The sequence below is a fragment of the Paracoccus sp. P2 genome (genome assembly GCF_046335115.1).
GTDB lineage: Bacteria > Pseudomonadota > Alphaproteobacteria > Rhodobacterales > Rhodobacteraceae > Paracoccus > Paracoccus pantotrophus.
The window spans coordinates 1-25,637 of the sequence record NZ_JBGOSN010000048.1 but is presented as its reverse complement, the minus strand read 5'-3'; the positions used below and the strand labels follow the sequence as shown (position 1 = coordinate 25,637).

23 protein-coding genes, 1 tRNA gene and 1 pseudogene are annotated in these 25,637 nt (G+C 68.2%); 15 read left to right on the top strand and 10 right to left on the bottom strand.

Features of this window, described 5'->3' with window-relative positions:
* Positions 1 to 86 precede the first annotated feature (86 nt).
* The 3 genes from ACDP63_RS20490 to ACDP63_RS20480 are packed head-to-tail and all read right to left on the bottom strand — an operon-like array spanning position 87 to position 855.
* Complete coding sequence (locus tag ACDP63_RS20490) at positions 87 to 341, bottom strand: DUF3800 domain-containing protein (protein ID WP_024844499.1); 255 nt, start codon at positions 339 to 341, stop codon at positions 87 to 89.
* A gap of 2 nt (positions 342 to 343) precedes the next feature.
* Positions 344 to 547, bottom strand: coding sequence for a hypothetical protein (locus ACDP63_RS20485; protein ID WP_143091255.1), 204 nt, complete (start codon positions 545 to 547; stop codon positions 344 to 346).
* An 8-nt stretch (positions 548 to 555) separates the two neighbouring features.
* On the bottom strand, positions 556 to 855 hold the full coding sequence (locus tag ACDP63_RS20480) for a hypothetical protein (RefSeq protein ID WP_036765112.1): 300 nt from the start codon (positions 853 to 855) through the stop codon (positions 556 to 558).
* Between the two features lie 498 nt (positions 856 to 1,353).
* Between ACDP63_RS20480 and ACDP63_RS20475 the strand changes: the two genes are divergently transcribed.
* Positions 1,354 to 1,626: a helix-turn-helix domain-containing protein gene (locus ACDP63_RS20475; RefSeq protein ID WP_036747541.1), complete on the top strand. Its 273-nt coding sequence runs from the start codon at positions 1,354 to 1,356 to the stop codon at positions 1,624 to 1,626.
* A gap of 139 nt (positions 1,627 to 1,765) precedes the next feature.
* Here ACDP63_RS20475 and ACDP63_RS20470 read toward each other — a convergent pair.
* The 4 genes from ACDP63_RS20470 to ACDP63_RS20455 form a co-directional block, all read right to left on the bottom strand.
* Positions 1,766 to 1,855: transfer RNA gene (locus ACDP63_RS20470), tRNA-Ser, on the bottom strand.
* A 46-nt stretch (positions 1,856 to 1,901) separates the two neighbouring features.
* Positions 1,902 to 3,242, bottom strand: coding sequence for a sensor histidine kinase (locus tag ACDP63_RS20465; RefSeq protein WP_024844502.1), 1,341 nt, complete (start codon positions 3,240 to 3,242; stop codon positions 1,902 to 1,904).
* Positions 3,239 to 3,901 (bottom strand): response regulator transcription factor, encoded by a 663-nt coding sequence (locus ACDP63_RS20460; RefSeq protein WP_024844503.1) that lies wholly within the window; start codon positions 3,899 to 3,901, stop codon positions 3,239 to 3,241. Before ACDP63_RS20460 ends, ACDP63_RS20465 begins: the two co-directional genes overlap by 4 nt.
* Positions 3,898 to 4,287, bottom strand: a complete 390-nt coding sequence (locus ACDP63_RS20455; RefSeq protein WP_231486740.1) for a hypothetical protein — start codon at positions 4,285 to 4,287, stop codon at positions 3,898 to 3,900. The genes ACDP63_RS20460 and ACDP63_RS20455 overlap by 4 nt, the downstream gene beginning before the upstream one ends.
* A gap of 138 nt (positions 4,288 to 4,425) precedes the next feature.
* Here ACDP63_RS20455 and ACDP63_RS20450 point away from each other — a divergent pair, with 138 nt between their 5' ends.
* The 7 genes from ACDP63_RS20450 (at position 4,426) to ACDP63_RS20420 (ending at position 14,200) form a co-directional block, all read left to right on the top strand.
* The gene (locus tag ACDP63_RS20450) at positions 4,426 to 5,328 is read left to right on the top strand and encodes a hypothetical protein (RefSeq protein ID WP_024844505.1); all 903 of its coding nucleotides are present in this window, start codon (positions 4,426 to 4,428) and stop codon (positions 5,326 to 5,328) included.
* Positions 5,329 to 5,553: 225 nt separating this feature from the next.
* Positions 5,554 to 7,095: a glucan biosynthesis protein G gene (locus ACDP63_RS20445; protein WP_231486742.1), complete on the top strand. Its 1,542-nt coding sequence runs from the start codon at positions 5,554 to 5,556 to the stop codon at positions 7,093 to 7,095.
* Positions 7,096 to 7,100: 5 nt separating this feature from the next.
* A complete protein-coding gene (gene mdoH / locus ACDP63_RS20440; protein ID WP_231486747.1) occupies positions 7,101 to 9,266 on the top strand; it encodes a glucans biosynthesis glucosyltransferase MdoH in 2,166 nt (721 codons plus the stop codon).
* A complete protein-coding gene (locus ACDP63_RS20435; RefSeq protein ID WP_024844508.1) occupies positions 9,263 to 10,396 on the top strand; it encodes an OpgC domain-containing protein in 1,134 nt (377 codons plus the stop codon). The genes mdoH and ACDP63_RS20435 overlap by 4 nt, the downstream gene beginning before the upstream one ends.
* Positions 10,397 to 10,472: 76 nt before the next feature.
* Positions 10,473 to 12,140, top strand: coding sequence for a formate--tetrahydrofolate ligase (locus tag ACDP63_RS20430; protein WP_024844509.1), 1,668 nt, complete (start codon positions 10,473 to 10,475; stop codon positions 12,138 to 12,140).
* 3 nt (positions 12,141 to 12,143) lie between these two features.
* The gene (locus ACDP63_RS20425) at positions 12,144 to 12,749 is read left to right on the top strand and encodes a nicotinate-nucleotide adenylyltransferase (RefSeq protein ID WP_024844510.1); all 606 of its coding nucleotides are present in this window, start codon (positions 12,144 to 12,146) and stop codon (positions 12,747 to 12,749) included.
* Complete coding sequence (locus ACDP63_RS20420) at positions 12,746 to 14,200, top strand: D-alanyl-D-alanine carboxypeptidase (RefSeq protein WP_024844511.1); 1,455 nt, start codon at positions 12,746 to 12,748, stop codon at positions 14,198 to 14,200. The genes ACDP63_RS20425 and ACDP63_RS20420 overlap by 4 nt, the downstream gene beginning before the upstream one ends.
* Before the next feature lie 11 nt (positions 14,201 to 14,211).
* Here ACDP63_RS20420 and ACDP63_RS20415 read toward each other — a convergent pair whose 3' ends face one another.
* Positions 14,212 to 14,634: a tellurite resistance TerB family protein gene (locus ACDP63_RS20415; protein WP_024844512.1), complete on the bottom strand. Its 423-nt coding sequence runs from the start codon at positions 14,632 to 14,634 to the stop codon at positions 14,212 to 14,214.
* Positions 14,635 to 14,723: 89 nt separating this feature from the next.
* Here ACDP63_RS20415 and ACDP63_RS20410 point away from each other — a divergent pair, with 89 nt between their 5' ends.
* Both ACDP63_RS20410 and ACDP63_RS20405 read left to right on the top strand, forming a co-directional pair.
* Positions 14,724 to 16,316 (top strand): lysine--tRNA ligase, encoded by a 1,593-nt coding sequence (locus ACDP63_RS20410; RefSeq protein ID WP_024844513.1) that lies wholly within the window; start codon positions 14,724 to 14,726, stop codon positions 16,314 to 16,316.
* 140 nt (positions 16,317 to 16,456) lie between these two features.
* Positions 16,457 to 18,751: a glycosyl hydrolase family 28-related protein gene (locus ACDP63_RS20405; RefSeq protein WP_074990638.1), complete on the top strand. Its 2,295-nt coding sequence runs from the start codon at positions 16,457 to 16,459 to the stop codon at positions 18,749 to 18,751.
* Positions 18,752 to 18,789: 38 nt separating this feature from the next.
* Here ACDP63_RS20405 and ACDP63_RS20400 read toward each other — a convergent pair whose 3' ends face one another.
* Complete coding sequence (locus tag ACDP63_RS20400; RefSeq protein WP_024844515.1) at positions 18,790 to 19,290, bottom strand: HugZ family protein; 501 nt, start codon at positions 19,288 to 19,290, stop codon at positions 18,790 to 18,792.
* A gap of 116 nt (positions 19,291 to 19,406) precedes the next feature.
* Between ACDP63_RS20400 and cobU the strand changes: the two genes are divergently transcribed.
* The 5 genes from cobU (at position 19,407) to ACDP63_RS20375 (ending at position 24,293) form a co-directional block, all read left to right on the top strand.
* On the top strand, positions 19,407 to 19,937 hold the full coding sequence (gene cobU / locus ACDP63_RS20395; RefSeq protein WP_024844516.1) for a bifunctional adenosylcobinamide kinase/adenosylcobinamide-phosphate guanylyltransferase: 531 nt from the start codon (positions 19,407 to 19,409) through the stop codon (positions 19,935 to 19,937).
* Entirely contained in the window at positions 19,934 to 20,890 is a 957-nt protein-coding gene (gene cobT, locus ACDP63_RS20390) for a nicotinate-nucleotide--dimethylbenzimidazole phosphoribosyltransferase (RefSeq protein ID WP_409928577.1), read from the top strand. The genes cobU and cobT overlap by 4 nt, the downstream gene beginning before the upstream one ends.
* The gene (cobS, locus tag ACDP63_RS20385; RefSeq protein ID WP_024844518.1) at positions 20,883 to 21,650 is read left to right on the top strand and encodes an adenosylcobinamide-GDP ribazoletransferase; all 768 of its coding nucleotides are present in this window, start codon (positions 20,883 to 20,885) and stop codon (positions 21,648 to 21,650) included. Before cobT ends, cobS begins: the two co-directional genes overlap by 8 nt.
* Positions 21,651 to 21,786: 136 nt before the next feature.
* Entirely contained in the window at positions 21,787 to 22,410 is a 624-nt protein-coding gene (locus ACDP63_RS20380; protein WP_024844519.1) for a TRAP transporter small permease subunit, read from the top strand.
* The gene (locus ACDP63_RS20375) at positions 22,407 to 24,293 is read left to right on the top strand and encodes a TRAP transporter large permease subunit (RefSeq protein ID WP_024844520.1); all 1,887 of its coding nucleotides are present in this window, start codon (positions 22,407 to 22,409) and stop codon (positions 24,291 to 24,293) included. Before ACDP63_RS20380 ends, ACDP63_RS20375 begins: the two co-directional genes overlap by 4 nt.
* A 238-nt stretch (positions 24,294 to 24,531) precedes the next feature.
* Here ACDP63_RS20375 and ACDP63_RS20370 read toward each other — a convergent pair.
* Positions 24,532 to 25,530, bottom strand: a pseudogene (locus ACDP63_RS20370) (TRAP transporter substrate-binding protein); the annotation flags it as partial.
* Positions 25,531 to 25,637: the final 107 nt, after the last annotated feature.

Genomic DNA, 25,637 nt, shown 5'->3' with positions numbered 1-25,637 from the left:
TGAAAGCTCCGCGCGTCGGGCGATTGCTCAACCTGCGCCAATTGGCGTAAACACTAACCGGGCTCCGGTCGCGGCTGGATGAAAGTTCAGGGGCAGGTCACCGTGCGCAGAAAAGCGAAGTCGCCCTTAGTTTTCCGAATTTCGTGCTCGTGAAGAACGATGGAGTCGTGGCCCCAATACTTGAATTTGAGCCCCTGAACCGCTGGGATGATTTTCTCGCAATAGTCCTTCTTCTTGATTACACAAAATGCCAGCGAGAAGGCCGGGAACTCCGGGTCGATGGAGGTGAGGCTGTGGTCGCCGCTCTCGTCAACAAATACAATGTAATCAGAATATTCCACGACTATGCGCCCCTCACCTTCTCCGCCGCCTCCCTGAACACCGCGGCCACGGCAGGGTGCGCTCGCTCGGCCTGGTCCAGCATCGACCGTGCCGCCTCGGCCCGCCCTTCCGGCGTCGTCAGCAGCACCTTTCCCATGTTCACCAGCACGTCCAGCAGCGCAGCGCGCAGGGCGTCCTCGATCTGTTCAGCGTCCTCGGTGCTCAACTCGGGCATTACTGCTGGCACCGCCCCTTGCCAATGCTGAGGGTGTGGCGGGTCGGTCCCGGATGGTCAGGCACGCTGGATGTGACCCTGACCTGCACCGTGCAATCCCGGCTGCTGACCTCGTATCCCTCGGCTGTCTTTTCGATGCGCTCGATGGGCTGCTGCTTGAGGGCGTCGGCCAGCCGGTTGTCGCCCAGCACCGCATGCAGGATTTTCGAACTGTCCCAGTAGCCGCTCAGTGCAGCGGACGCTGGAAGGGCTGGCGCCATCAGCGCCGACGCGATGATCAAGCTTGTCGTGAAACGCATGTTCTGTTCCTCTCGGCCGGGGGAGCGGCGGGCCCTCTGATGGGGTTGCTGGCCGTTCCTACGCCTCAAACTCATCCTCAAGCCGGATGGCCGTGCCGTCAACGATTGCCTTGATTTGCTCGACGGACCATCGCTGATGAGTCCCTATCTTGCAGGGACCGGGCAAAGACCCATGATTAACAAGGTCGGCGAACTCCTTTGGCGTCATATCAAGGAGCTTTGCAGCAGTTTCGAGCCGCACGAATATCGGCTGAACATTGCCTCGTCTCGCCATTTTCTCGCTCTGACTGCCCTAGCTCCCACAATCTGAGCGATGGCCAGATGACCGTCAAGCCTACAGGGCGGGGCGGCGGCTTATGCCTCACCCTACCTGTGTCCAAGATGAGCGCGCTGGATGGCGACCTTGGCTTCGCTATAATGACGCCCCGCGCATCTCTGAATGGGCGTTCTCGGGCGCTCAGCCCCCAGATGCAGAAATCCTTGCGGAAAGGGCCGCAAATGTCCGAACGAATCCTGATCGCTGTCGATCCCGACGCGCTTGCCGAGATAAAGGCCGAACTGGTTGCACTTCGCAACGAGATCCGCGCCGTGCGCATGTCGCCCATGCCTGAATGGGTGACGGCCCACGAATATGCCGAGCAAGTGGGCGTGACGCGCCGCACGGTGATGAACTGGATCGCCGCCGGGCAGATCGAAAGCAGCCGCCACGGGGCAACCGTCCTGGTGCGCTCACGGCCCAGCGACAGATCGCGCGGGCGGGGAAGAGGCTAGCCCCAATCCATCCCAAGGCGTGGCCCATCCGCATCACTCACGACCGCAATCGGTAGCAGCCAACCGCAAATATAAAGGCGGGCTTTATGGCGGGTATATCGCCTGAATGGCAATTTTTCTTATAAATATCAACTGGAAATGGCGGAAGCGGTGGGATTCGAACCCACGGTGGGGTCTCCCCCACGCTGGTTTTCAAGACCAGAGCCTTAAACCACTCGGCCACGCTTCCAGGCCGCGCCGGGATAGGCTGGTGCAAGGGGCGAGGCAAGCGGAATCTAGCCGCGCCGCGCCGTCGGAGCGACAGCCGCCGGCAGCCGCAACCCCGCACACAATCCCCCCAGCGCCGAGCGATCCAGCATCAGCGCGCCGCCATGCAGCGCCGCCAGGTCGGCGACGATGGCCAGGCCAAGGCCGGTGCCGGGCGGGCCGGCCTCGTCCAGCCGGGCGCCGCGGGTCAGCGCCAGGGCATGATCCTCGTCCGACATGCCGGGGCCGTCGTCCTCGATCAGGATGTGCAGCTGGTCGCCGTCGACCCGCGCGGTGATGCGGATCGCCGAGGAGGCCCATTTCACCGCGTTTTCGACCAGGTTGCCGATCATCTCCTCGAGATCCTGCCGCTCGCCGGCGAAGCCGGCATCGGCATCGGCGCAGATATCGACCCGCAGGCCGGCCTCGCGGATCGGGCCGCCCAGCACCAGCAGGATGTCCTGGATGACCGGTGCGGCCGGGGTGCGCTGGCCCAGCAGCCGCGGCGCGGCCGAGCTGCGCGCGCGCCGCAGGTGCCAGCCGATCTGGCGGTCCATGCGCGCGATCAACGCGTGGCCGGGATGGTCGGGCGGCAGCGCATTGTCCAGCGCCGCCAGCGGCGTCTTCAGCGAATGCGCCAGGTTGCCGACATGCTCGCGCGCGCGGGCCAGCACGGCGCGGTTCTGCTCCAGCAGCGCGTTGATCTCGGCGGCGACGGGGCGCAGTTCGGCCACGGCGGGCAGGGGCAGCGCCTCGGCCTGGCCGGCGCGAATGCGGCGCAGGTCGCGGCCGAGCCGGTCCAGGCTGCGCAGCCCCGCAGCCACTTGCAGCAGGCTTGCCGCGGCCAGCGCCAGCCCCAGCACGGCCAGCGAGATCGCCAGCGGCCGGCGCAGCCGTGCCATGGCGGCATCAATCTCGGCCCGCGGCGCGGTCACGGTCACGGCCAGGACCGAGGCCGAGCCGGGCAGGGTGAAGACATGGCGCGCGACCCGCAAGGGCTCGCCGGCCGGGCCAAGGCCGGGGCCGCCCTGGAAATCCGCCTCGGGCGGGTTCAGCACGTTGTCGAAGAGCGAGGGCGATTTCGCCGCCACCTGGCCGTCCTGCGTCAATTGCCAGAACCAGCCCGACAGCGGCATCTGGAAACGCGGATCGGTCGGGGCGGGGCCGGCAACCAGCCGGCCGTCCGCGTCGATCCCGGCGCCGGCGATCAAGGCATCGGCCACCGCCCCGGTCTCGGCGTCGAAGCGGCCGGTGATGAAATCCTCGAGGATCGCGGCGATGGCAAGATAGCCCGCGACCAGCGCCACCCCGGTCAGCAGCGCCGCCAGCCCGATCAGCCGGGCGCGGATCGAATCGCGCGGCAGGATCAAGCGGCGGTCCTCAGCACATAGCCCTCGCCGCGCCGGGTCTCGATCAGGCCCTCGCCGATCTTCCTGCGCAACCGGCCAATCACCACCTCGATGGACTTGAAGTCGCGGTCGGCGGCGGAATCGTAAAGGTGGTCGGACAATTCGCTGCGGCTGACCACGCGGTTCTGGTGATGGATCAGATAGGCGAGGATGCGGGTCTCGAACGCCGTCAGCTTCAACGCCAGCCCGTTGCGGGTGATGACGCCCAGCTGGGTGTCAAGCCGCAACGGCCCGGCCTTGATCACCGCCTGGGCATGGCCGGCGGCGCGGCGCACCAGGGTCTGGGCGCGGATCACCACCTCTTCCAGCCGGAAGGGCTTCACCGCGTAATCGTCCGCGCCGGCGCGGAACCCCGCCACCTTGTCGGTCCAGTCGCCGCGCGCGGTCAGGATCAGCACCGGCATGGTCACGCCGCCCTCGCGCCAGCGGGTCAGCACCTCGATCCCCGGCAGGCCGGGCAGGCCCAGGTCCAGGATCGCCAGGTCGTAGGTCTCGGTCGTGCCCAGGAACTCGCCCTGGGTGCCGTCGGCGGCGATGTCGCAGGCAAAGCCGCCGTCGCGCATGGCGGCGGCCAGCTGCGAGGACAGCGTCGGGTCATCCTCGACGATCAGGCATTTCATGGCTTCGTCCCCTTTCGCCGGGCATCGGTCAGACCCGCGCCCGCGACCTCCAGGAAATCGCCGCCATGCGCGTCCAGCCGGATCAGCAGCACGTCCCGTTTCGGCGTCAGCAGGCGCAGCTCATGCACCAGGATCACGCCCTTCGCCCGCTCGTCGGGGGTGGGCGGCACGATGCGCGCCGCGATCAGCCGGCCGCGGAACCGTTCCGCGACGATTTCGGCGGCGCGGTTGAGCGGCAGGATGCGGGAATCGTGGCGCTGGAGGCTTTCGAACTCGGGCGCCCAATCCTCGGGCCAGGGCGGGCCGCGGTCGTGGCCGCGATCCTCGGCCAGCGCGTTCAGCGCCAGCGCCAGCGCGACGGGCAACGACAGGGATATGATGCGCATGCGGTTCATCGGCCCTATGTAATGGGGGAAATCCAAACGAAAGCCAAACGGGTCGTTGGTCTTTGGTTGGCGCGACTGGGGCTATCACCCGATTCGTCCGGGGCCGATCAGGATGCCCCGATAAGGAAGGAACCAGAGATGAGCAGAAAACTCTCGACCTCGATCGCGCTTTCGGCCCTGCTGGCGGCGTTCTCGGCCCCCGTGCTGGCGCAAGAGACGCCCGCCGCGCCCCCGCCCGCGGCCGAAGCCCAGGCCCAGGCGCCGGTCGCGCTGCCGCGGGCCTTGCAGGATGCCGGGCTGACCGACGTGACCAGCAAGCGCGGCCCGCGCGGCGCCACCCGGCTGGAGGGCAAGCTGCCCGACGGCACGCAGATCGACGCCATGCTGGACGACAAGGGCCAGCTGCGCGGCCTGCGCGCCAAGGGCGAGGGCGTGCTGCCGCAGGCACTGGTCGATCAGCTGGTGCCGCAGCCCGTGCGCGACAGCGCGGTTTTCGGCGAGCTGGGCGGCCTGAAGGCGGTGTTTTCGGGCGAGCGCGGGGTGATGCTGGCCGGGCAGGGCGACGGCAAGCTGGGGGCGCGGGCGGCCTTTACCCAGGACGGCACGCTGATGCGCTTTGGCCGCGGCGATGCCGAGCGCGGCAAGGGCTGGCACGGCAAGCGCGACCATGACCGCGCAGACAAGCGCCGCGGCCATCACCGCGGCGACGGCCCGCGGGGCTGGGATCATGGGCCGCGCGGGGATCGCGGGGCCGAGCGCGGCTGGGATCGCGGGCCGGGGCGCGACATGCCGCCGCCGCCCGCCGGCGCCGCGCCCCAGGCACCCGAGGCGCCCGCGCCGCAGCGCCAGGGGGCGCTGGCGCCGGTCCAGCTTGACCGGGGCGAGGTGCGCATGGCGCTGACCTCGGCCGGCTACAGCCGCATCGGCGAGATCATGCAGGACGGGCCGCGCGTCGTGGCCCAGGCGGTCAACCCCGAGGGCGAGCCGGTCGCGGTCGAACTGAACCCCAAGGGGCAGGTCACGCGGGAAATCAACCGCTGAGGCAGGTTGCAGGCGCATCGGGCCGCGCGGGCTTTCCAGCCGGCGCGGCCCTTTGGCGCGGCGATTCCGATCAACTCTCGGCAAGACCCTGCCTTTCGGCGCGAAAAGGCTTGCCTGATGCGCGCGGCAATGCGAAATCCCCCCGGAATTTCCGGGCTTTCCTGCCCGAAACATTGGGGTCGGTCGATGCGTCGTCGTGAATTTGTCCTTTCTGCCGGTGCGGCCATGACGGCTGTCAGCGCGCTTTCTGCCTCGCTGGGGGCGGCCCTGGCGCAGGAAGGCCCCGAAGCCCAGCCGGAAGCCGCCGCCGCGCCGGCCGAGGAGGCCGCGCCCCAGCCCTTCGGCTTCGAGGATGTCGCCGCGATGGCCAGGGAGCTGGCCGCCAAACCCTACGAATACCGCGATGCCGAACTGGTCGGCAGCTTCGCCAACCTGACCTATGACCAGTATCGCGGCATCCGGTTCCGCCGCGATCGCGATCCCTGGGCCGGCAGCCGCGATTTCGCGCTGGACCTGCTGCCGCCCGGCGCGATCTTCCACGAGCCGGTGGACATCGCGCTGGTCGAGGAGGGGGTGGTGATCCCGGTCCGCTTCGATCCGCACATGTTCGACTTCGACCCGGCGCAATTCCCCGACGGGGTCGATTACGAGACGCTGGGCGACATGGGCTGGTCGGGGTTTCGCATCCGCGCGCCGCTGAACCGGCCCGATGTCATGGACGAGATCGCCGTGTTCCAGGGCGCAAGCTATTTCCGCGCCGTGTCGCGGGGCACGCTTTACGGCCTGTCGGCACGCGGTCTGGCCATCGGCACCGGCAGCGCCGAGGGCGAGGAGTTCCCGCTGTTCCGCGGCTTCTGGATCCACAAGCCCGGATCCCAGGACCGTTCCGTGCTGGTTCATGCGCTGCTGGACAGCCGCTCGGTCTCGGGCGCCTTCGAGTTCCGCATCACGCCCGGCGCCGAGACCGTCTTCGACACCCGCGTCGCGCTGTTCCCGCGCCAGGACATGCGCAACGCCGGCATCGCGCCGCTGACCTCGATGTACTGGTTCGGGCCGGCCGACCGCTCGCGCGTGGACGATTATCGACCCGCCGTGCATGACAGCGACGGCTTGCAGATGCTGACCGGGGGCGAGCAGCGGCTCTGGCGGGTGTTGTCGGGACACAGGACATTGCAGGTCTCGGCCTTCATGGACAATGATCCGCTGGGCTTCGGCCTGGCACAGCGGGCGCGGGACTTCGAATCCTACAAGGATGCCGAGGCGCGCTATGAAAAACGGCCATCGGCCTGGATCGCGCCGCAGGACAACTGGGGCAAGGGCACCGTCACCCTGATCGAGATCCCGGTCGAGAACGAGTTCAACGACAATATCGTCTCGTTCTGGCAGCCGGCCGACACGCTGCGCAAGGGCAATCGCTACGACTTCAACTACATTCTGACATTTGCAGCGGAAGTCCCTGACAGCGCACCGATTTCCCGCGTTGTCGAAACCATGTCCGGCAAGGCGATCAACAATCCCAACGGCCGCACCTATATCGTCGATTTCGACCTGGGGCTGTTCGGCTCGGACGATCCGGTGCCGCAGCTGCGCGCCTCGGCCGGGCGGATCGGGCACAGCTATCTGCTGCGCCTGCCCGAGCAGGGCCGGATGCGGCTGGCCTTCGAATACCTGCCCGAAGGCGCCAAGCTGGCCGATCTTTCGGCGGTGCTGAACGGCCCCGAAGGCCCGCTCAGCGAGACCTGGATCGCCCGCTGGACGCGCGAGTGAGCGACATGGGCGCGCCCCACAGTAAGCCGGACCGGTATCCGGCCAGCCGGACCCGGTCCCTGCCTCTGTCCGCGGATGACGGCTGGGAGGCGCTGGACCTGCCGCAATTCCAAGGCCCGGCGACGCCGCCCGAGGCGCCGCTGGACATGCCCGAGCAGGATTTCCGCGGCCGCCCGCCTTTGGGACCGGACAGCCGCTGGCCCTCGCCTGGTGCCATTGCGGCGCGGCTGACGGCCTTTGGCGGCGCGGCGGCGATCGCCTGGCTGGGCTGGCGGCAGATGATGCTGACCTTCGGCGCGAACATGACCTGGCTGCAATCGGTGCTGCTGGTGCTGTTCGCGCTGACCTTCACCTGGGTTGGGTTTTCCTTTACCTCGATGGTCTCGGGCATATTCGCGCGGCGACTGCGCACCCCGGAGGGGCCGAACCAGGCGCGTCTCGCCGTGGTCATGCCGGTCTATCACGAGAATGCGGCGGCGACGGCGGGCCTGCTGGCGGCGCTGGCGCGCGACCTCCATCGCGAGGGGCTGGGCGATCGGGCCGAGATCTTCGTGCTGTCGGACAGCTACGAGCCGCGGGCCGTCTTCGAGGAGATGGCGGCGATCAGCCGGCTGCGCGACATCTCGCCGGTGCCGGTCTGGTATCGCCGCCGCCGTTCGAACAAGGGGCGCAAGGCCGGCAATGTCGGCGATTTCGTGCGCCGCTGGGGCGGGCGCTATGACCAGATGGTGGTGCTGGACGCCGACAGCGTGGTCGGGGCCGCGACGATCAGGGCGCTGTCGGCGCGGATGAATGCCGATCCGGCGGTCGGGTTGATCCAGACCATGCCGATGCTGGTCGGCGGCCAGACCATCTTCGCCCGGCTGACGCAATTCGCCGGCCGCATCTATGGGCCTGCCATTGCCCGCGGCGTCGCCGCCTGGTCGGGCGACAGCGGCAATTTCTGGGGCCATAACGCCATCATCCGCGTCGAGGCCTTCGCGCAATGCTGCGGGCTGCCGGAACTGCCGGGCAGGCCGCCCTTTGGCGGCACCATCCTGAGCCACGACTTCGTCGAGGCCGCGCTGCTGCGGCGCGCCGGCTGGAAGGTGCGGCTGGACCACGACCTGCGCCAGAGCTTCGAAGGCTGCCCGCCGACGCTGCTGGACATGGCCGTGCGCGAGCGCCGCTGGGCGCAGGGCAACCTGCAGCATGCGCGGCTGATCTTTTCGCGCGGCTTCGCCTGGATCAGCCGGGTGCATTTCGTCATCGGCATCCTGGGCTTCCTGATGTCGCCGATCTGGCTGATGATGATCCTGGTCGGGCTGGCGCTGTCGGCCAATGTGCTGCTGTCGCGGCCGGATTATTTCCCGCAGACCTACCAGCTGTTCCCGACCTGGCCGACCTTCGACCCGGTGCGGATGCTGTGGCTGTTCGTCGCCGCCATGTCCTTCCTGCTGGTGCCCAAGTTCATCGCCATCTTCCGCGCCTGGCTGCGGCCTTTGGCCAAGGATTCGGGCGGCAATGTGCGGCTTCTGGCCTCGGCCATGTTCGAGATCGTGCTTTCGGCGCTGATCGCGCCGGTGCAGATGCTGATCCAGACCCGGCAGATCATCGAGATCCTGCGCGGCCGCGATTCCGGCTGGGAGGCGCAGGTCCGCGCCGGGCAGATGCCGCCTTGGCATGTCGTGCTGCGCCGCCATGCGCTGCATGTCGCGCTGGGGATCGCAACGCTGGTGGTGCTGGCCTTTCTGTCGCCCTGGCAACTGGTCTGGCTGTCGCCGATCCTGGCCGGGCTGATCCTGTCGCCGCTGACCTCGCGCTGGTCGGCCAGCCCGGTCTTCGGCCGCTGGGCACGCCGGCAGGGCCTGCTTGTCACCCCCGAGGAGCGCGAGCCGCCCGAGCTGCTGACCGCCGCAAACATGCTGGATTTCCGCATTGCCGGCGGGCTGCCGCGCGACGGCCTGGGGGCGCTGGGGCGCGATGCGGCGCTGCGCGCGCACATCCTGGCGCTTTTGCCCGAAGCCCCGCGCGTCCCGGTCGAGGAGCGGCTGGATGCCATCTCGGCCGAGGCCAAGATCGGCCATGCCGCCTCGCAGGCGCAGGCGCTGCGCTTCCTCGGCCCGGCCGAGCAGCTGGCGCTGATCGAGAACCGCGCACTGATCGAAGCCTTCGCGAAGTTGCCACAATGAACCGTATCGTCGCCCTGGACATGCTGCGCGGCTATGCGCTGGTCTGCATCATGCTGGACCACATGCCGATCGGCGTGCTGCGCAAGCTGACGCTGACCAATTTCGCCGTCTTCGACGCGGCCGAGCTGTTCGTGCTGCTGTCGGGATTCCTGGTCGGCATGGTCTGGGTCAAGGTCGAGGCGCGCGAGGGACGCCGGGCCGCGCAGATCCGCTTCCTGCGCCGCGCCGCGCAGGTCTGGCTGGCGCTGATCGCCGGGGCGATCCTGCTGGCGCTGTTCTCGGCGCTGCTGTTCAAGCTGCAGATGAACCATACCGCGGTCTGGTTCCAATATGCGCGCTGGATCGTCGAGCATCCCATCGGCTATGTCGCCACCGTGGCGCTGATGTGGATGCAGCCCAACCTGCTCGACGTGCTGGCGCTTTACGTGCTGCTGATCGCCACCGTGCCGGTGACGGTGCCCTTCATGCTGCGCTGGCCCTGGCTTGCCATGGCGGTTTCGGTGGTGGTCTGGATCTTTGCCTTGCCGCTGAACGCGCTGATCCCCAACCAGCGGCCGGGGCCGGGGCTGCTGTTCAACCCCTTCGGCTGGCAGATGCTGTTCTTTGCCGGCGTCGCCATGGGCGCGTTTCGCGAGCGGATCATGCCGGTCCTGCGGCGCCACTCGGCATTGCTGACCTGGGTGTCGGTCGGCGTGCTGCTGTTCGGTCTGACCATCGTGATCGCCTGGAAGATCGGCGCGCCGGCCAAGCCCGTCAGCCAGTTCCTGCGCCAGATCACCGGCGGCATCGACAAATGGTCGTTGGATTTCATGCGTTTCACCGCCATTCTTGCGGCAAGCTGGATCGTCGCGGTGCCCCTGGCGCGGCCCTTTGCCTGGATGGCCGCCACCGCGCCGGGCGAGGCGCTGGCCGAGATCGGGCGCGGCGGGCTTTTCTCGTTCATCGCCTGCGTGATGCTGTCGATCTGGGGCGATGCGCTGGACATGTCGGCGCCGGCGGGGCCGCTGAACTTCTGGCTGCGGCTGGCCATCGACCTCTGGCTGGTCGTGGCCTTCTGGACCATATCGGCGGTCTGGATGCGGCGGGAAACCTGGCTGCCGCCGTTGCGGGCAAGGCTCGGGCTGGGCTAGGGCGTGCCGCGCGGCTTGCCTTGGCCGCCCCCAACCGCTCAACTGTCCGCCGCAGACCGAGGAGGAATGAGGAATCATGAAATCGGACATCCAGATCGCCCGCGAGGCGCAGAAGCTGCCCATCGCGCAGGTCGCCGGCCGACTGGGCCTGACCGAGGCCGATTTCCTGCCCTATGGCCACGACAAGGCCAAGATCGCGCATGAGACCATCGCCGCGCTGGCCGGGCGGCCTCAGGGCCGGCTGATCCTGGTGACCGCCATCAACCCGACCCCGGCGGGCGAGGGCAAGACCACGACCACCGTGGGCCTGGGCGACGCGCTGAACCGCATCGGCAAGCGGGCCACGGTCTGCATCCGCGAGGCCTCGCTGGGGCCGAATTTCGGCATGAAGGGCGGGGCCGCGGGTGGCGGTCATGCGCAGGTCGTGCCGATGGAAGACATGAACCTGCATTTCACCGGCGACTTTCACGCCGTCACCAGCGCGCATAACCTGCTGGCGGCGATGATCGACAACCATATCCACTGGGGCAACGCGCTGCGCATCGATCCGCGCCGCGTGACCTGGCGGCGGGTCATGGACATGAACGACCGGGTGCTGCGGCAGGTGGTGGTCGCGCTTGGCGGGCCGGCCAATGGCGTGCCGCGCGAATGCGGTTTCGACATCACCGTCGCCTCCGAGGTGATGGCGATCCTGTGCCTGGCCTCGGATCTGGCCGACCTGCAGGCGCGGCTGGGCCGCATCGTCATCGGCCAGACCTTCGACCGCAGGCCGGTGACGGCGCGCGACCTGGGCGCCGAGGGCGCCATGACCGTGCTCTTGCGCGACGCCCTGCAGCCGAACCTGGTGCAGACGCTGGAGAACAATCCCGCCTTCGTCCATGGTGGGCCCTTCGCCAATATCGCGCATGGCTGCAACTCGGTCATGGCGACGCGCACGGCGCTGGCGCTGTCGGATTATGTCGTGACCGAGGCCGGTTTCGGCGCCGACCTGGGGGCCGAGAAGTTTCTCAACATCAAGTGCCGGCTGGCCGGGCTGCAACCTGACGCGGCGGTGCTGGTGGCGACTGTGCGGGCGCTGAAGATGAACGGCGGCGTGGCCCGCGCCGACCTGGGGGCCGAGAATGTCGCGGCGCTGCGGGCAGGCTGCGCCAACCTGGGCCGCCATATCGAGAACCTGCGCCGCTTTGGCCTGCCGGTGGTGGTGGCGATCAACCATTTCTCGGGCGATACCGAGGCCGAAATCGCGGCGCTGACCGATTATTGCCGCGCGCATGGCGTGCAGGCGGTGCTGTGCCGACACTGGGCCGAGGGTGGTCGGGGTGCCGAGGATCTGGCCCGCGCCGTGGTCGAACTGGCCGAGGGCGGCGCGGATTTCGCGCCGCTCTATCCCGACGAGATGCCGCTGGCCGAAAAGATCGAGACCATCTGCAAGCGCATCTATTGCGCTGCCGAAGTCGAGTTCCTGCCCCATATCGTCGAGCGGCTGGAGGAATGGCAGCGGGCGGGCCATGGCCATCTGCCGGTCTGCATGGCCAAGACGCAATATTCCTTTTCCGCCGACCCGGCGGCGCTTGGCGCGCCCGAGGGCTTTGCCATCCCGGTGCGCGAGGTGCGGCTGTCGGCCGGCGCGGGCTTCGTGGTGGCGATCTGCGGCGACATCATGACCATGCCCGGCCTGCCGCGCGAGCCCTCGGCGCTGCGCGTGGGGCTGGACGGCGACGGCCATGTGCAGGGCCTGTTCTAGGGTATGCGGGCGGGATTTCCCATCGCGCGGCCCGGCATGACCGTGGGTCTGCTGGGCGGCTCTTTCGATCCGGCGCATGAAGGCCATGTGCATATCACCGATGAGGCGCTGCGCCGCTTCGGCCTCGACCGGATCTGGTGGCTGGTCAGCCCCGGCAATCCGCTGAAGCCCCACGGCCCGGCGCCGCTGGACCAGCGCATCGCGCGGGCGCGGCGGATCATGCGCGACCCCAGGGTCGCGATCACCGGCATCGAGGCGAAACTGGGTACCCGCATGACCCGCGACACCATCGCCGCCCTGCAACGGCTTTACCCCGGCGTGCGCTTCGTCTGGCTGATGGGGGCCGACAACCTGGTGCAGTTCGACCGCTGGGACCGCTGGCAGGACATTGCGGTGCGGGTGCCGATCGGCGTCATCGCGCGGCCGGGCTGGCGGATGCCGGCGCGGTTCTCGCGCGCGGCGCGGCTGCTGTGGCGCGCGCGGCTGCCCGAGTCGCGCGCCCGTGAACTCGCCCGCGCTAGGCCGCCGGCCTGGGCGATGATAAACCTGCCGCTGAACAAGCTGAGTTCCAGCGCGATCCGCGCGCTGGGGCCGAAAGGACGCGCATGAACGGATGGACGCGACGTGGCTTCGTGGCGGGGCTGGGGCTGCTGGCCCTGGCGCCCCGCATGGCGTCGGCGCAGCAAAGGCCGGCGATGCGGCCCAGGGGGTTTGACCCCGAGGCGCTGATCGCCGCCGCGGGGCTGGGCGGCGCGGTGGCCTATGCGGTGGTCGACCCGGTCTCGGGGCAGGTGCTGGCCCAGCGTCAGGCCGATCAGCCCATGGCGCCCGCCAGCACGCTCAAGGCGGTGACGGCGCTTTACGCGCTGGACCGGCTGGGCGAGGGGCATCGCTTTGCGACCCGCGTCATCCGGGCCGGCAACATGCTGATCCTGGCCGGGGGCGGCGATCCGGTGCTGGATACCGATGCGCTGGACGAGTTGGCCGCCGCAACCGTCGCCGATGAAAAGGCCGCCGGCCGGCCGGCGCCGACCGCATTCGCCGTCTGGGGCGGTGCGCTGCCGCGGATCGGCCGGCTGGACCCGGCGCAGGACGAGCATCTGCCCTACAACCCCTCGATCTCGGGGATGATCCTGAACTTCAACCGCGTGCACCTGGACTGGCGGCAGGGCGAACAGGGCTATCGGCTGTCCCTGCAGGCGCGGGGCCGCAAGCTGTCGCCCAGGGCCTATACGGCCGCGATCGCGGCGGTGGACCGCGGGCTGCCGCTGTTCACCTATGAGGCGGGCAAGCTGGAAAGCTGGACCATCGCGCGCCGCAGCCTGGGCAAGTCCGGCAGCCGCTGGTTGCCTGTCCGCCGCCCCGAGCTTTACGCGGGCGACGTGTTCCAGACGCTGTGCCGCGCGCGCGGGCTGGCGCTGCCCAATCCCGAGGTGATCGAGATCCTGCCCGAGGGGGCCGAGACCGCTCGCCATGACAGCCCGCCCCTGCGCCAGATCGTGCAGGGTATGCTGGAATATTCCACCAACCTGACCGCCGAGGCCATCGGCCTTGCCGCCAGCCGGGCGGACGACCCGGCTGCCTCGGCCGCGGCCATGGCGGAATGGTTGCGCGGGCAGGGGATCGGCGGCGATTTCGCCTTTCACGACCATTCGGGCCTGTCGCCCTTGAATCGGGTCGATGCGCGGATGCTGGCCGCGCTGATGGCGGGGCCGGGGCAGAGGCGCAACCTGCGCGGGCTGATGAAGCCGATCCCGCTGCGCGATGCGCGCGGCAAGCGCAAGGACAGCGACATCGCCATCGAGGCCAAGACCGGGACGCTGAACTTCGTCTCGAACCTGGCGGGCTATGCGCAGAGGCCCGGGAGGCGGGAACTGGCCTTCGCCATCCTGACCGGTGACGAGCCGCGCCGCGCCGCCAGCGAAGGCCAGGAACTGCCCGAGGGCGTCACGGGCTGGACCAAACGCTCCAAGGCGCTGCAACAGGCGCTGATCGAGGGCTGGCTGGGCGAGTTCGCCGCGCAGCCCCCCGTCGCCTCGGCGCAGGGGGCGACGCTTTAGAGCAGGCCGCTTTAAAGCAGGCGGTGGCGGGCGCGGGCGGCCAATTCGATGGCGGCGGCGTGCAGGCGCTCGATGTCCAGCTGGTCGCGGATCTCGGCCAGCATCTCGGCCTCGATCTCGCCCAGCCGGCCGTCGGAGGCGGCGACGTCGCAGGCCAGGACATAGGCGGTGTCATAGAGCTTTTCCGGCAGCGCCGCGCGCACCAGGCCGAAAAGCGCGTCCAGCCCGTCCTCCTCCTCGAACAGCGTCACCACGGTCTGCGACACTGCACGGATGCGGTCGATGTCGTAATCGGCGAAGACGGGCGTGTGGTTCACCGCGCGCTCGATGGCGACCAGCTCGGCCGTGCGCGGGTTCTGGTCCGAGGCCGAGACCGCCACCATGACCGCGACCAGCGCGTCGCAGGGCGAGAACGAGGGCAGGCTGTCGGTCATGGCATTTCTCCTTGCGTTTCCGGGGGTAATTATTGACCATCCGGCGGCGTTTCAATACGGGGAAGTTCCGAGCCAATGGAGACCCGAAAATGACCGCCCTGCGTGACGCCGCGATGAAATCCAAGGCCTGGCCCTTCGAGGAGGCCCGCCGCGTGCTGAAACGCTATGAGAAGAAGGATCCCGAAAAGGGCTATGTGCTGTTCGAGACCGGCTATGGCCCCTCGGGCCTGCCGCATATCGGCACCTTCGGCGAGGTGGCGCGCACGACCATGATCCGCCGCGCCTTCGAGATCATCTCGGACATCCCGACGCGGCTGTTCTGCTTTTCCGACGACATGGACGGCATGCGCAAGGTGCCCGACAACGTGCCCCAGCAGGAGATGCTGCGCCAGCACCTGCAAGAGCCGCTGACCACGGTGCCCGACCCGTTCGGCGAATATGACAGCTTCGGCGGGCATAACAACGCCATGCTGCGCCGCTTCCTGGACACTTTCGGCTTCGAATACGAATTCATCAGCGCGACCGAGTTCTACAAGGCGGGCCGGTTCGACGAGACGCTGCTAAAGGCGGCCGAGAAATACGACGCCATCATGGAGGTCATGCTGGCGTCCTTGCGCGAGGAACGCCAGCAGACCTATTCCTGCTTCCTGCCGATCAGCCCCAGGACCGGCAAGGTGCTTTACGTGCCGATCAAGCATGTCGATGCGAAAGCCGGCACCATCACCTTCGACGACGAGGACGGCGAGGAGCTGACCCTGCCGGTCACTGGCGGCCATGTGAAGCTGCAATGGAAGCCGGATTTCGGCGCCCGCTGGGCGGCGCTGGATGTCGATTTCGAGATGTATGGCAAGGATCACTCCACCAACACCCCGATCTATGACGGCATCTGCAAGATCCTGGGCGGGCGGCCGCCCGAGCATTTCACCTATGAGCTGTTCCTGGATCAGCACGGCCAGAAGATCAGCAAGTCCAAGGGCAATGGCCTGTCCATCGACGAGTGGCTGACCTATGCGGCGACCGAGAGCCTGAGCTATTTCATGTTCCAGAAGCCAAAGACCGCGAAGCGGATGTATTTCGACGTCATCCCCAAGGCGGTGGACGAATACCACCAGCAGCTGCGCGCCTATCCCGACCAGACGGTCGAGCAGCAGCTGGCCAACCCGGTCTGGCACATCCATGGCGGGAAGGTGCCGGAATCGGACATGGTGGTGCCGTTCCAGATGCTGCTCAACCTCGCCTCGGTGGCCGGCGCCAAGGACAAGGAGGGGCTCTGGGGCTTCATCCGCCGCTATGCGCCCGAGGCCAGCCCCGAGACCAACCCGACGCTGGACCAGGCGGCCGCATTCGCGGTGCGCTATTTCAACGATTTCGTGGCGCCGACGCGGACTTACCGCGCGCCCACCGAGGTCGAGCGGCGGGCGCTGGAGGATCTGGCCGGGCGGCTGGCGGCATGGAACCAGCCCGCCGATGCCGAGACCTTGCAGACCATGGTCTTTGCCATCGGCCGCGAACATGGCTTCGAGCCGATGAAGGACTGGTTCCAGGCGCTTTACCAGGTGCTGCTGGGTGCCGACCAGGGACCGCGCTTCGGCGGCTTCATCGCGCTTTACGGCGTGGATGAAACCCGCGCCCTGATCGAGCGGGCCCTGGCCGGCGAGCTGGCGGCAGAGCCAACCGCCTGAACCGGCGCGGGAATTTCATGTTGCGCGCGGCCTCGTTGCCGCGCGCGCATGGTTAACGACCGGTTAACGCGAGATTGCCAAATTCCTGACGGACCGCGCGGGCAACCGCCTTGCACGTTCTGGATTAGGGGAGAGTTGGCATGACCATTGCGATTATCGGCAACCAGTCGTTGATGCCGCGCGCCTTCCGGCTGGGCCTGGATCAGTGGTCCCGGACGGATGGCAGGGCGGGATCACCGACCTGGGCGGGGGCGGCGAACGCGGCCATCGTGCCGGCGGACGAGGATTTCGGCAGCTGCCTGGAAATCCTCAAGCAAGAGGCGGTGACGCAGGTTCGCTACATGCAGCGCACGCCGATCAATCCCGGCAGCTATCTGCGCATCTCGGCGCGCGTCAAGGCCGTCGCGGGCAACCTGCCCCAGGTCCGCATCGCCGCCTTCGCCGGCAATGCCGCCGGCAACAACGTGGCGGGCGTGCCGCAGACCGGCCCTTCGGTCACGTTGCCGGGCTATGGGCAGGTGGTCGAGGTCTCGGCCATCGTCGGCACCGGCCGGCGCGAGGGCGTGGACATGGCCTGGGGACGCGCCGCCACCTTCGGCCATTTCGGCCTGGACCTGACCGGCGACAACAACGGCTCGATCCGCATCGAGAGCGTGATGATCGAGGACGTGACGGCGGCCTTCGTGCCGGGAATGCTGGACTGGGTCGACGTGCGCGATTTCGGCGCCATGGGCGACGGGACCACCGACGACCGCGCCGCCTTCATCGCCGCCGACCAGGCCGCGGCCGGGCGGCAGGTGCTGGTGCCCGAGGGCAGCTATCGCATCGGCTCGGACCTGAGCCTGTCTTCGCCAGTCCGATTCGTCGGCACGCTGAGCATGCCGCGCACGGCGCGGCTGGCATTGATGCGCAGCTTCGACTTTCCGACCTATGCCGCCGCCTTCGGCGACGAGACCGAGGGGATGAAGCGCGCGCTTCAGGCGCTGCTGGGCTTTACCGACCATGCGGTGCTGGACCTCTGCGGCCGCAACGTGCACCTGTCCGAGCCGATCACCATCGCCGATGCGGTGCCGGGCATGACCAGCTTTGCCAACCGCCGCGTCATCGCCAACGGCCAGGTCAGCATCTTGGCCGGCCCGGCCTGGGATACGCGGGTGGTGACATCGGCCGCGACCTATAATCCGGCACAGCCGCAGGTGCTTTCGGCGGTCGCCAATATCGCCAATATCGAGGTCGGCGCCCGCGTCAGCGGCAACGGCGTCGGGCGTGAAGTCTATGTCCTGGCCCGGAACGTCGCCGCCGGGACGCTGACGCTGTCGCTGCCGCTTTACGGCGGGGCGGGGACGCGCAGCTATAGCTTCAGCCGCTATCGCTATGCCTTCGATTTCTCGGGGATGGAGCATCTGAGCCGCTTCAACTTCGACGACATCGAATTCCTGCTGGAGGGCAATGCCAGCGGCGTGATGCTGGCCAAGACCGGCAACATGAACTGCTTCCGCGATTGCTACTTCACCCGGCCCAGGGATCGCGGCATCACCTCGATCGGCTCGGCCTGCCAGGGCATGCTGGTGGACCGCTGCGAGTTCCTGTCAAACGAGATGGGCGACCTGGCGCAGAACCGCACCACCGTCGCGCTGAACGTCAACAACAACGATGCCAAGATCCGCCACAGCCGCTTCATCCGCTTCGCGCATTTCGCGGTGATGAACGGCGGTGGCCACATGATCGAGGGCAACCATTGGTTCCAGGGCGACAATGCCCAGAACGGCGTGCGTTTCGGCGGGCTGGTGCTGACCCAGACCAATGTGCAGACGACCGTGACCGGGAACTATATCGACAATTGCTCGATCGAGTGGACGAACGAACACGACGCCTATCCGAATTTCGACGGCGGCGAGTATTCCTTTGGCGGGCTGACGATCACCGGCAACACCTTCCTGGCCTCGAACACGACGCTGGGATTCAACTGGCTGGTGGTCAAGCCCTATGGCAGTGGCCATTTCATCCATGGGCTGGCGGTGATGGGCAATGTGTTCAAGTCGCTGTTCAACAAGATCGCCCGGATCGAGAAGGTGGACACCACATTCTCCGACCTGAACTATCAGCGCATGCGCAACATCCAGTTCCAGGGCAACATGTTCAACGGCGTGAACAGCTATGTCGCCAATCCGGTCGACGTGGCGCACAACCAGGCCAGCGCCTCGAACCGCTGGCTGGTGACGGTGGACCAGGCGCTGCCCTTCAATGGCTGGGTGCGCAACGTCCAGTCGATCATTGCCACCAGCCAGATCACCAATGCCGCCAATGCCCGCGTGGCCGAGATGCCCTGGGTGCAGACCGCGCAGGGAACGACGCGGCAACAGGTGGCGCTGAACTGGGGCGCGGCGGTGCGCGGCTCGGTCAGCCTGCGGCTGCGCATGGACAACCCGGACTAGGCGCGCGCCCAGAACGCAAGCCCTTGGCCCCCGGCGGATCATTCTGCCGGGGGTTTCGGCATGTCCGGTTCCAGCAGGTCGGCAGGTCGCAGCCGGAACGCCTGGCCGAAGCCCGCGTTCAACAGGGCCGAGACCGGCTCGATCCGCCAGAAGCGGAAGTCCGGCAGGTCCAGATAGACCTTGGCCTTGGGATCGCGCGCCAGCCAGCGGGCGCGGCGCGCCTCGTCCGGCGCGACCGGCGCGGCACGGCCCAGGATCGACAGCCGCGCATGGGTCATGGCGTCGCCCTTGGCGGTCTCGGCGGCGATCAGCAGCCCGGCGCGCGGATCGGCCGCCAGCGCGCGCGTATGCGCGGCAAGCCCCGAAAGCAGCGCGAGCGGCGCGCCATCCGCATCGGTTTGCAGCGCAATGCGCGTGACCAGCGGCCCGCCCGTTTCGGGGTCGAGCGTGCCCAGGCTGGCATGGCGCGCACACCCCAGCAATTGCCGGGCAAGGGCGCGGGCCTCGTCGGTGGTTTCTCGAATCGGGTCGATCTTCATGGCGGCATGCTGCGCCGGCCGCGGCCCGCCAGGCAACCGCAACCTGCAAGGCAATGCGGCGTTTTGGCGGCGCTTTCCGGCTTTCGCAGCGCCCGGCCTTGTGAAACAACGGCGTCATGAGCAAGCACCCGCGCATCACCCTGGTCACCGGCGGCGCCCGCTCGGGCAAGTCCGCCCTGGCCGAAAGCCTTGCCGCCGCGCATGAGGGCACGCGCATCTACATCGCCACGGCCGAGGCCTGGGACGACGAGATGACGCAGCGCATCGGCCTGCATCGCGACCGGCGCGGCAGCGGCTGGCAGACGGTCGAGGAGCCGCGCGACCTAGCCGGCGCGCTGGCGCGAACGGACGGGCAGGGGGTGCGGCTGGTCGATTGCCTGACGCTGTGGCTGTCCAATCTCATGGCCGAGGGCCAGCCCGACCCGCATATCCGCGCCCTGTGCCGGGCGCTGGACGCCCAGCAGGACCCGGTGGTGCTGGTGACGAACGAGCTGGGGCTGGGCATCGTGCCCGAAAACGCGCTTGCCCGCCGCTTCCGCGACGAGCATGGCTGGATGAACCAGGCCGTGGCCGCGATCGCCGACGAGGTCTGGATGGCCGTCAGCGGCCTGCCGCTGCGCCTTAAACCGCAAAGAGGGACATCGTGAAAGAGTTCGACCAAACCGCCGCCCAAGCTGCCCGCGACCGCCAGGACCAGCTGACCAAGCCCCCCGGCTCTCTGGGCCGGCTCGAGGAGTTGGCGGTGTTCATGGCCGGCTGGCAGGGGCGCGAGCGGCCAAAGATCGAGCGCGCGCAGGCGTTGGTCTTTGCCGGCAATCACGGCGTCACCCGGCAGGGCGTGAACCCGTTCCCGGTCGAAGTCACCGCCCAGATGGTCGAGAATTTCCGTCAGGGCGGCGCGGCGATCAACCAGCTGTGCCGGCTGGCCGGCGCCGGGTTGCAGGTGATCGCGCTGGACCTGGACCGGCCGACCGGGGATTTCACCGAAGGCATGGCGATGGAGGTCGACGAGTTGGTCGCCGCCATCCAGACCGGCAAGAACGCCGTCGACCCCGAGGCCGACGTGATCCTGCTGGGCGAGATGGGGATCGGCAATTCCACAGTCGCGGCGGCGCTGGCGGCGGCGACCTTCGGCGGCAGCGCCGAGGATTGGGTCGGGCGCGGCACCGGCGCCGATGACGAGGTTCTGGCCAACAAGCTGCGTGCCGTCGAGGCCGGGCTCAGGCGCCACAAGGGCGCGGCGACGGCGGCCTCGATCCTGGGCAGCTATGGCGGGCGCGAGCAGGCGGCGATTTGCGGCGCGGTGATCCGCGCGCGTGAGTTGGGGATCCCGGTGATCCTGGACGGCTTCATCTGCTCGGCGGCGGCGGGCGTGCTTCTGGTCAACGACCGCAATGCGCTGGACCATTGCCTGATCGGCCATGAAAGCGCCGAAACGGGCCATCGCCGGCTGATCGCGGTGATGCAGAAAAAGCCGGTGGTGACGCTGGACATGCGCCTGGGCGAGGGCACGGGCGCGGCGGTGGCGTTGATGATCCTGCGCGCGGCGCTGGAATGCCACAACGGCATGGCCACTTTTGCCGAGGCCGGGATTGGCTAGGCTGCTGGCCGAGGCGGCGCTGGCACTGGTCTGGCTGACCCGGCTGCCGGTGGGGCGGCTTCTGCCCGCCTCGCCGCCGACGCTGGCGCGGGCCGCCTGGGCCTTTCCGCTGGTGGGGCTGGCGGTCGGGCTGGTCGGTGCCGCCGTGCTGGGGCTGGCGTCCTTCGCCGGGCTGCCGGGGATGGTCGCGGCGCTGCTGGCGGTCGGCGCCATGATCCTGGCCACCGGCGGGCTGCACGAGGACGGGCTGGCCGATTGCGCCGATGGCAGCGGCGGTGCGACCCGCGAGCGGCGGCTGGAGATCATGCGCGATTCCCGCATCGGCAGCTATGGCGTGCTGGCGCTGGTCCTGGTCACGGGGCTGCGGGTGGCGGCGATTGCGGCGCTGCTGGGCGATCCCTGGCTGGCGGCGACGGCCCTGGCCGGGCTGGCGGCGGCTTCGCGCGCGGGAATGGCGCTTGGGCTGGGGCTGATGCCGCCCGCGCGGCGCGACGGGCTGGGCCATGCGGCCGGGCGGCCGACGCGCGGCGCGATGCTCGCCGCCCTGGTGCTGGGGGCCGCCGCGTTGCTGCCGCCGGCGCTTTGCCTGCCGCATCCGGCGGCGGGCTGGCTGGTGCCAGCCGCGGCGGTGGCGGCGGCGCAGTTCTGGCTGGCGCGCCGGGCCATGCGGGCGCTTGGCGGGCAGACCGGAGACGTGCTGGGGGCCATGCAGCAGGCGGGCGAGGCGGCCGGGCTGGTGGCCATGACCGCCCTGGCCTAAGCGCCGTTACGTCGCGTCGCCTTTTTCTTGACGGGTTTTCGCACTTCACTCATACCAAACGGCTACATGAAAGGTCGGGATTATCCGCCGCCCGCCACGGCAAGAGGCGGCCATAGTTTTGGGGGAGGTTTTTCATATGGGTGCCCTGCTGGGGCTTTCTCGCGGCATCGACCGCGTCAATTCGGCCATCGGCCGCAGCGCAAGCTGGCTGATCCTGGTCGCCGTGCTGGTCAGCGCCGGGAATGCAGTCATCCGCAAGGTGCTGAACACCTCGTCCAATGCCTGGCTGGAGTTGCAATGGTATCTCTATGGCGCCGCCTTCCTGGGCGCCGCGGCCTATACGCTGAAGGAGAACGAGCATATCCGCATCGACATCATCTACGGCCTCTGGCGGCGGCGCCGGCAGCACTGGATTGACCTGATCGGGCATGTGTTCTTCCTGATGCCCTTCGTCACGCTGATGATCTGGTATCTCTACCCCTGGGCGATGCGCTCCTATTACCGGGGCGAGGTCTCGACCAATGCCGGGGGGCTGGTGCTGTGGCCGGCCAAGATGCTGTTGCTGGCCGGCTTCATCATGCTGTTCTTCCAGGGCATTTCCGAGATCATCAAGAAGATCGCCGTCATGCGCGGCCTGATCGAGGATCCCACCCCCTTCGTCTCGGCCCATGAGGCCGCCGCCATGGAGGGCGACATCATGGTGCGCGAGATGCAGGCGGCGATCGAGGACGAGAAACCGGGCGAGGAGACTCGCAAATGATGGTCTTCATCGCGCAGAACATGGCGCCGATCATGTTTGCCTCGCTGGTGATCTTCCTGCTCTTCGGCTATCCGGTGGCCTTCGCGCTGGCGGCGAACGGGCTTTTGTTCTTCGTCATCGGCGTCGAACTGGCGCCGCTGTCGGGCGGCAACATCAACCTCAGCTGGCCCTTGCTGAACGCCATGCCCGAGCGGTTATGGGGGGTGATGTCGAACGAGACATTGCTGGCCATCCCCTTCTTCACCTTCATGGGCATCGTGCTGGAGAAATCCGGCATGGCCGAGGATCTGCTGGACACGGTGGGCCAGCTTTTCGGCCCGATCCGCGGCGGCCTGGCCTATGCGGTGATCATCGTCGGCGCGCTGCTGGCGGCGACGACCGGCGTGGTCGCGGCCTCGGTCATCGCCATGGGGCTGATCTCGCTGCCGATCATGCTGCGCTATGGCTATGACCGGCGCATCGCCTCGGGCACCATCGCCGCTTCGGGGACGCTGGCGCAGATCATCCCGCCCTCGCTGGTGCTGATCGTGCTGGCCGACCAGTTGGGTCGCTCGGTCGGCGACATGTACAAGGGCGCGCTGATCCCCGGCCTGGTGCTGACCGGGATCTACCTGTCCTACATCTTCGTGATGTCGCTGATCCGCCCGAGCAGCCTGCCGGCCCTGCCGAAAGAGGCGCGGACGCTGGGCTCGGGCGTGACCTCGCTTTTCGTGGCGCTGGCGCTGACCGTCGGCGGGGCCTGGCTGGCCTTCCGCTGGCTCTACCCGACGCATGGGCGCGATGCCGACATCCTGGCGCCGGCGCTGGCGGTGATCGTGATCTATGTGCTGGCGCTGCTGGACCGGGCGCTGAGGATCAACCTGATGTCGCGGCTGGCGCAGCAGGTCATCATCGTGCTGATCCCGCCGCTGGCGCTGATCTTCCTGGTGCTGGGCACGATCTTCCTGGGCATCGCCACGCCGACCGAGGGCGGGGCCATGGGCGCGGTCGGCGCGCTGCTGCTGGCAGGGGTCAAGAACCGGCTCAGCTATGACGTGATCCGCCAGGCGCTGCTGGCGACCACGCGGCTGTCGGCCTTTGTCATGTTCATCCTGATCGGGGCGCGGGTGTTCTCGCTGACCTTCTACGGCGTGAACGGGCATATCTGGGTCGAACATCTGCTGACCTCGCTGCCCGGCGGCGAATACGGCTTCCTGATCGCGGTGTCGGTGCTGGTCTTTTTGCTGGCCTTCTTCCTCGACTTCTTCGAGCTCGCGTTCATCATCGTGCCGCTGCTGGCGCCGGCGGCGCAGGCGATGGGCATCGACCTGATCTGGTTCGGCGTACTGCTGGGGGTGAACATGCAGACCAGCTTCATGCACCCGCCCTTCGGCTTCTCGCTGTTCTTCCTGCGCTCGGTGGCGCCGAAATCGCCCTATCGCGACAAGGTCACCGGGCAGATGATGCAGCCGGTGACCACCGGGCAGATCTATTGGGGCGCGGCGCCCTATGTCTGCATCCAGCTGGTCATGGTCGCCGTCGTCATGGCCTTCCCGGGGCTGGTCATGCATTACAAGGGCGCGCCGGTCGACACTTCGAATGTCCGCATCGAGATCCCCTCGGGCGGCGGCGGGCTTGGGGGCCTGGGCGGGCTTGGCGGTCTGGGCGATCCCTTCGGCCAGCCGGCCGCGCCCGGAGGCCCTGCGCCGGGCGGCATTCCCGCCCCGGGCGGGCTAGACAGTCCGCCGGATTTCGGCACGCCCGCAACCCCGGCTCCGGCTACGCCCGCCCCGGCGGATGGCGCCACGGCGCCAGCCCCCGCTGCGCCCGACCTGGGTGGGCTGGGCGGCCTTTCCGGTCCGCCGCCGGGTCTGACGGCCCCGCAGCAACCGGCAGGAAACTGACAGGGGANCTACGCCCGCCCCGGCGGATGGCGCCACGGCGCCAGCCCCCGCTGCGCCCGACCTGGGTGGGCTGGGCGGCCTTTCCGGTCCGCCGCCGGGTCTGACGGCCCCGCAGCAACCGGCAGGAAACTGACAGGGGAAAGGCGGCCTTGGGGCCGCCTTTTTCCTTTGTCGCCGCCTGAAACGAAAAGGGCCGCCGCGATTTCTCGCGGCGGCCCGATTGCAACCCGGCACCGGTTCAGAGCGTGCCGTTGCGCTGCTGGATCATCATGAAGGTGTCATAGGTATATTCGGACGTCTGGTTGTAGAGATACCAGTCGCCCCGCGCCACCTTGATCGAATCCCAGATCTTCTTGAAGGGCGCGTTCGAGGCCTCCAGCTCGGCATAGACCTCGTTCGCGGCCTTGTAGCAGGCATCCAGGATCTCGGCGCTGAACGGGCGCAGCTGCGCACCCGAGGCCACCAGTTCCTTCAGCGCCGTGGGGTTCAGGTGGTCGTATTTCTGCAGCATGTCGGCATCGACCGCCCGGCAGGCGGTATGCAGCAGCGACTTGTAGTTCTCGGGCAGCGATTCGTATTTCTCCTTGGCAAAGAAGAAATGCACCGTCGGGCCGCCTTCCCACCAGCCGGGGTAATAGTAATAGGGCGCCACCTTGAAGAAGCCCAGCTTCAGGTCGTCATAGGGGCCGACCCATTCCGAGGCGTCGATGGTGCCCTTTTCCAGCGCCGGATAGATGTCGCCGCCGGCGATCTGCTGCGGCACGGCGCCCAGGCGCTCCAGCACCCGGCCGGCAAAGCCGCCGACGCGGATCTTCAGGCCCTGAAGATCGCTCACGGCGTTGATTTCCTTGCGGAACCAGCCGCCCATCTGCACGCCGGTATTGCCGCCCGGCAGGCCGAAAATATTATGGTTGGCCAGGAACTCGTTGTAAAGATCGATGCCGCCGCCGTGATACTGCCAGGCGTTCATGGCGCGGGCCGACAGGGCGAAGGGCACGGCCGAACCCAGCGCAAAGGTCGGATCCTTGCCCCAGCTGTAATAGCCGACGGTGTGGCAGGCCTCGACCGTGCCGTCGGTGACGGCGTCCTGGGCCTGCAGGCCGGGCACGATCTCGCCGCCGGCAAAGACCTGGAGCTGGAACTTGCCGCCCGTGGCCTCGGACAGGTATCTCGACAGCACCTCGGCCCCGCCATAGATCGTGTCCAGCGACTTGGGGAAGGCCGAGGTCAGGCGCCATTTCAGGGGTCTGCTGCCGGACGGTGCTAAATCCTACGCTAAGCTCTTTTCGGCCACCTGTACTCCCCTGTGAGTAAGATGTGCGCCCATCCGAGGGGCGAGATGTG

Excerpts from the sequence above, each read along its gene's own strand:
- ACDP63_RS20435 (WP_024844508.1), top strand. The coding sequence starts at position 9,263 with ATGAACCGTATCGTCGCCCTGGACATGCTGCGCGGCTATGCGCTGGTC.
- ACDP63_RS20445 (WP_231486742.1), top strand. The coding sequence starts at position 5,554 with ATGACGGCTGTCAGCGCGCTTTCTGCCTCGCTGGGGGCGGCCCTGGCG.
- ACDP63_RS20425 (WP_024844510.1), top strand. The coding sequence starts at position 12,144 with ATGCGGGCGGGATTTCCCATCGCGCGGCCCGGCATGACCGTGGGTCTG.
- ACDP63_RS20430 (WP_024844509.1), top strand. The coding sequence starts at position 10,473 with ATGAAATCGGACATCCAGATCGCCCGCGAGGCGCAGAAGCTGCCCATC.
- ACDP63_RS20400 (WP_024844515.1), bottom strand. The coding sequence starts at position 19,290 with ATGAAGATCGACCCGATTCGAGAAACCACCGACGAGGCCCGCGCCCTT.
- ACDP63_RS20380 (WP_024844519.1), top strand. The coding sequence starts at position 21,787 with ATGGGTGCCCTGCTGGGGCTTTCTCGCGGCATCGACCGCGTCAATTCG.
- ACDP63_RS20475 (WP_036747541.1), top strand. The coding sequence starts at position 1,354 with ATGTCCGAACGAATCCTGATCGCTGTCGATCCCGACGCGCTTGCCGAG.
- ACDP63_RS20450 (WP_024844505.1), top strand. The coding sequence starts at position 4,426 with ATGAGCAGAAAACTCTCGACCTCGATCGCGCTTTCGGCCCTGCTGGCG.
- ACDP63_RS20415 (WP_024844512.1), bottom strand. The coding sequence starts at position 14,634 with ATGACCGACAGCCTGCCCTCGTTCTCGCCCTGCGACGCGCTGGTCGCG.
- ACDP63_RS20410 (WP_024844513.1), top strand. The coding sequence starts at position 14,724 with ATGACCGCCCTGCGTGACGCCGCGATGAAATCCAAGGCCTGGCCCTTC.
- ACDP63_RS20375 (WP_024844520.1), top strand. The coding sequence starts at position 22,407 with ATGATGGTCTTCATCGCGCAGAACATGGCGCCGATCATGTTTGCCTCG.
- ACDP63_RS20455 (WP_231486740.1), bottom strand. The coding sequence starts at position 4,287 with ATGCGCATCATATCCCTGTCGTTGCCCGTCGCGCTGGCGCTGGCGCTG.
- ACDP63_RS20460 (WP_024844503.1), bottom strand. The coding sequence starts at position 3,901 with ATGAAATGCCTGATCGTCGAGGATGACCCGACGCTGTCCTCGCAGCTG.
- ACDP63_RS20405 (WP_074990638.1), top strand. The coding sequence starts at position 16,457 with ATGACCATTGCGATTATCGGCAACCAGTCGTTGATGCCGCGCGCCTTC.
- ACDP63_RS20420 (WP_024844511.1), top strand. The coding sequence starts at position 12,746 with ATGAACGGATGGACGCGACGTGGCTTCGTGGCGGGGCTGGGGCTGCTG.
- cobU (WP_024844516.1), top strand. The coding sequence starts at position 19,407 with ATGAGCAAGCACCCGCGCATCACCCTGGTCACCGGCGGCGCCCGCTCG.
- mdoH (WP_231486747.1), top strand. The coding sequence starts at position 7,101 with ATGGGCGCGCCCCACAGTAAGCCGGACCGGTATCCGGCCAGCCGGACC.
- ACDP63_RS20480 (WP_036765112.1), bottom strand. The coding sequence starts at position 855 with ATGCGTTTCACGACAAGCTTGATCATCGCGTCGGCGCTGATGGCGCCA.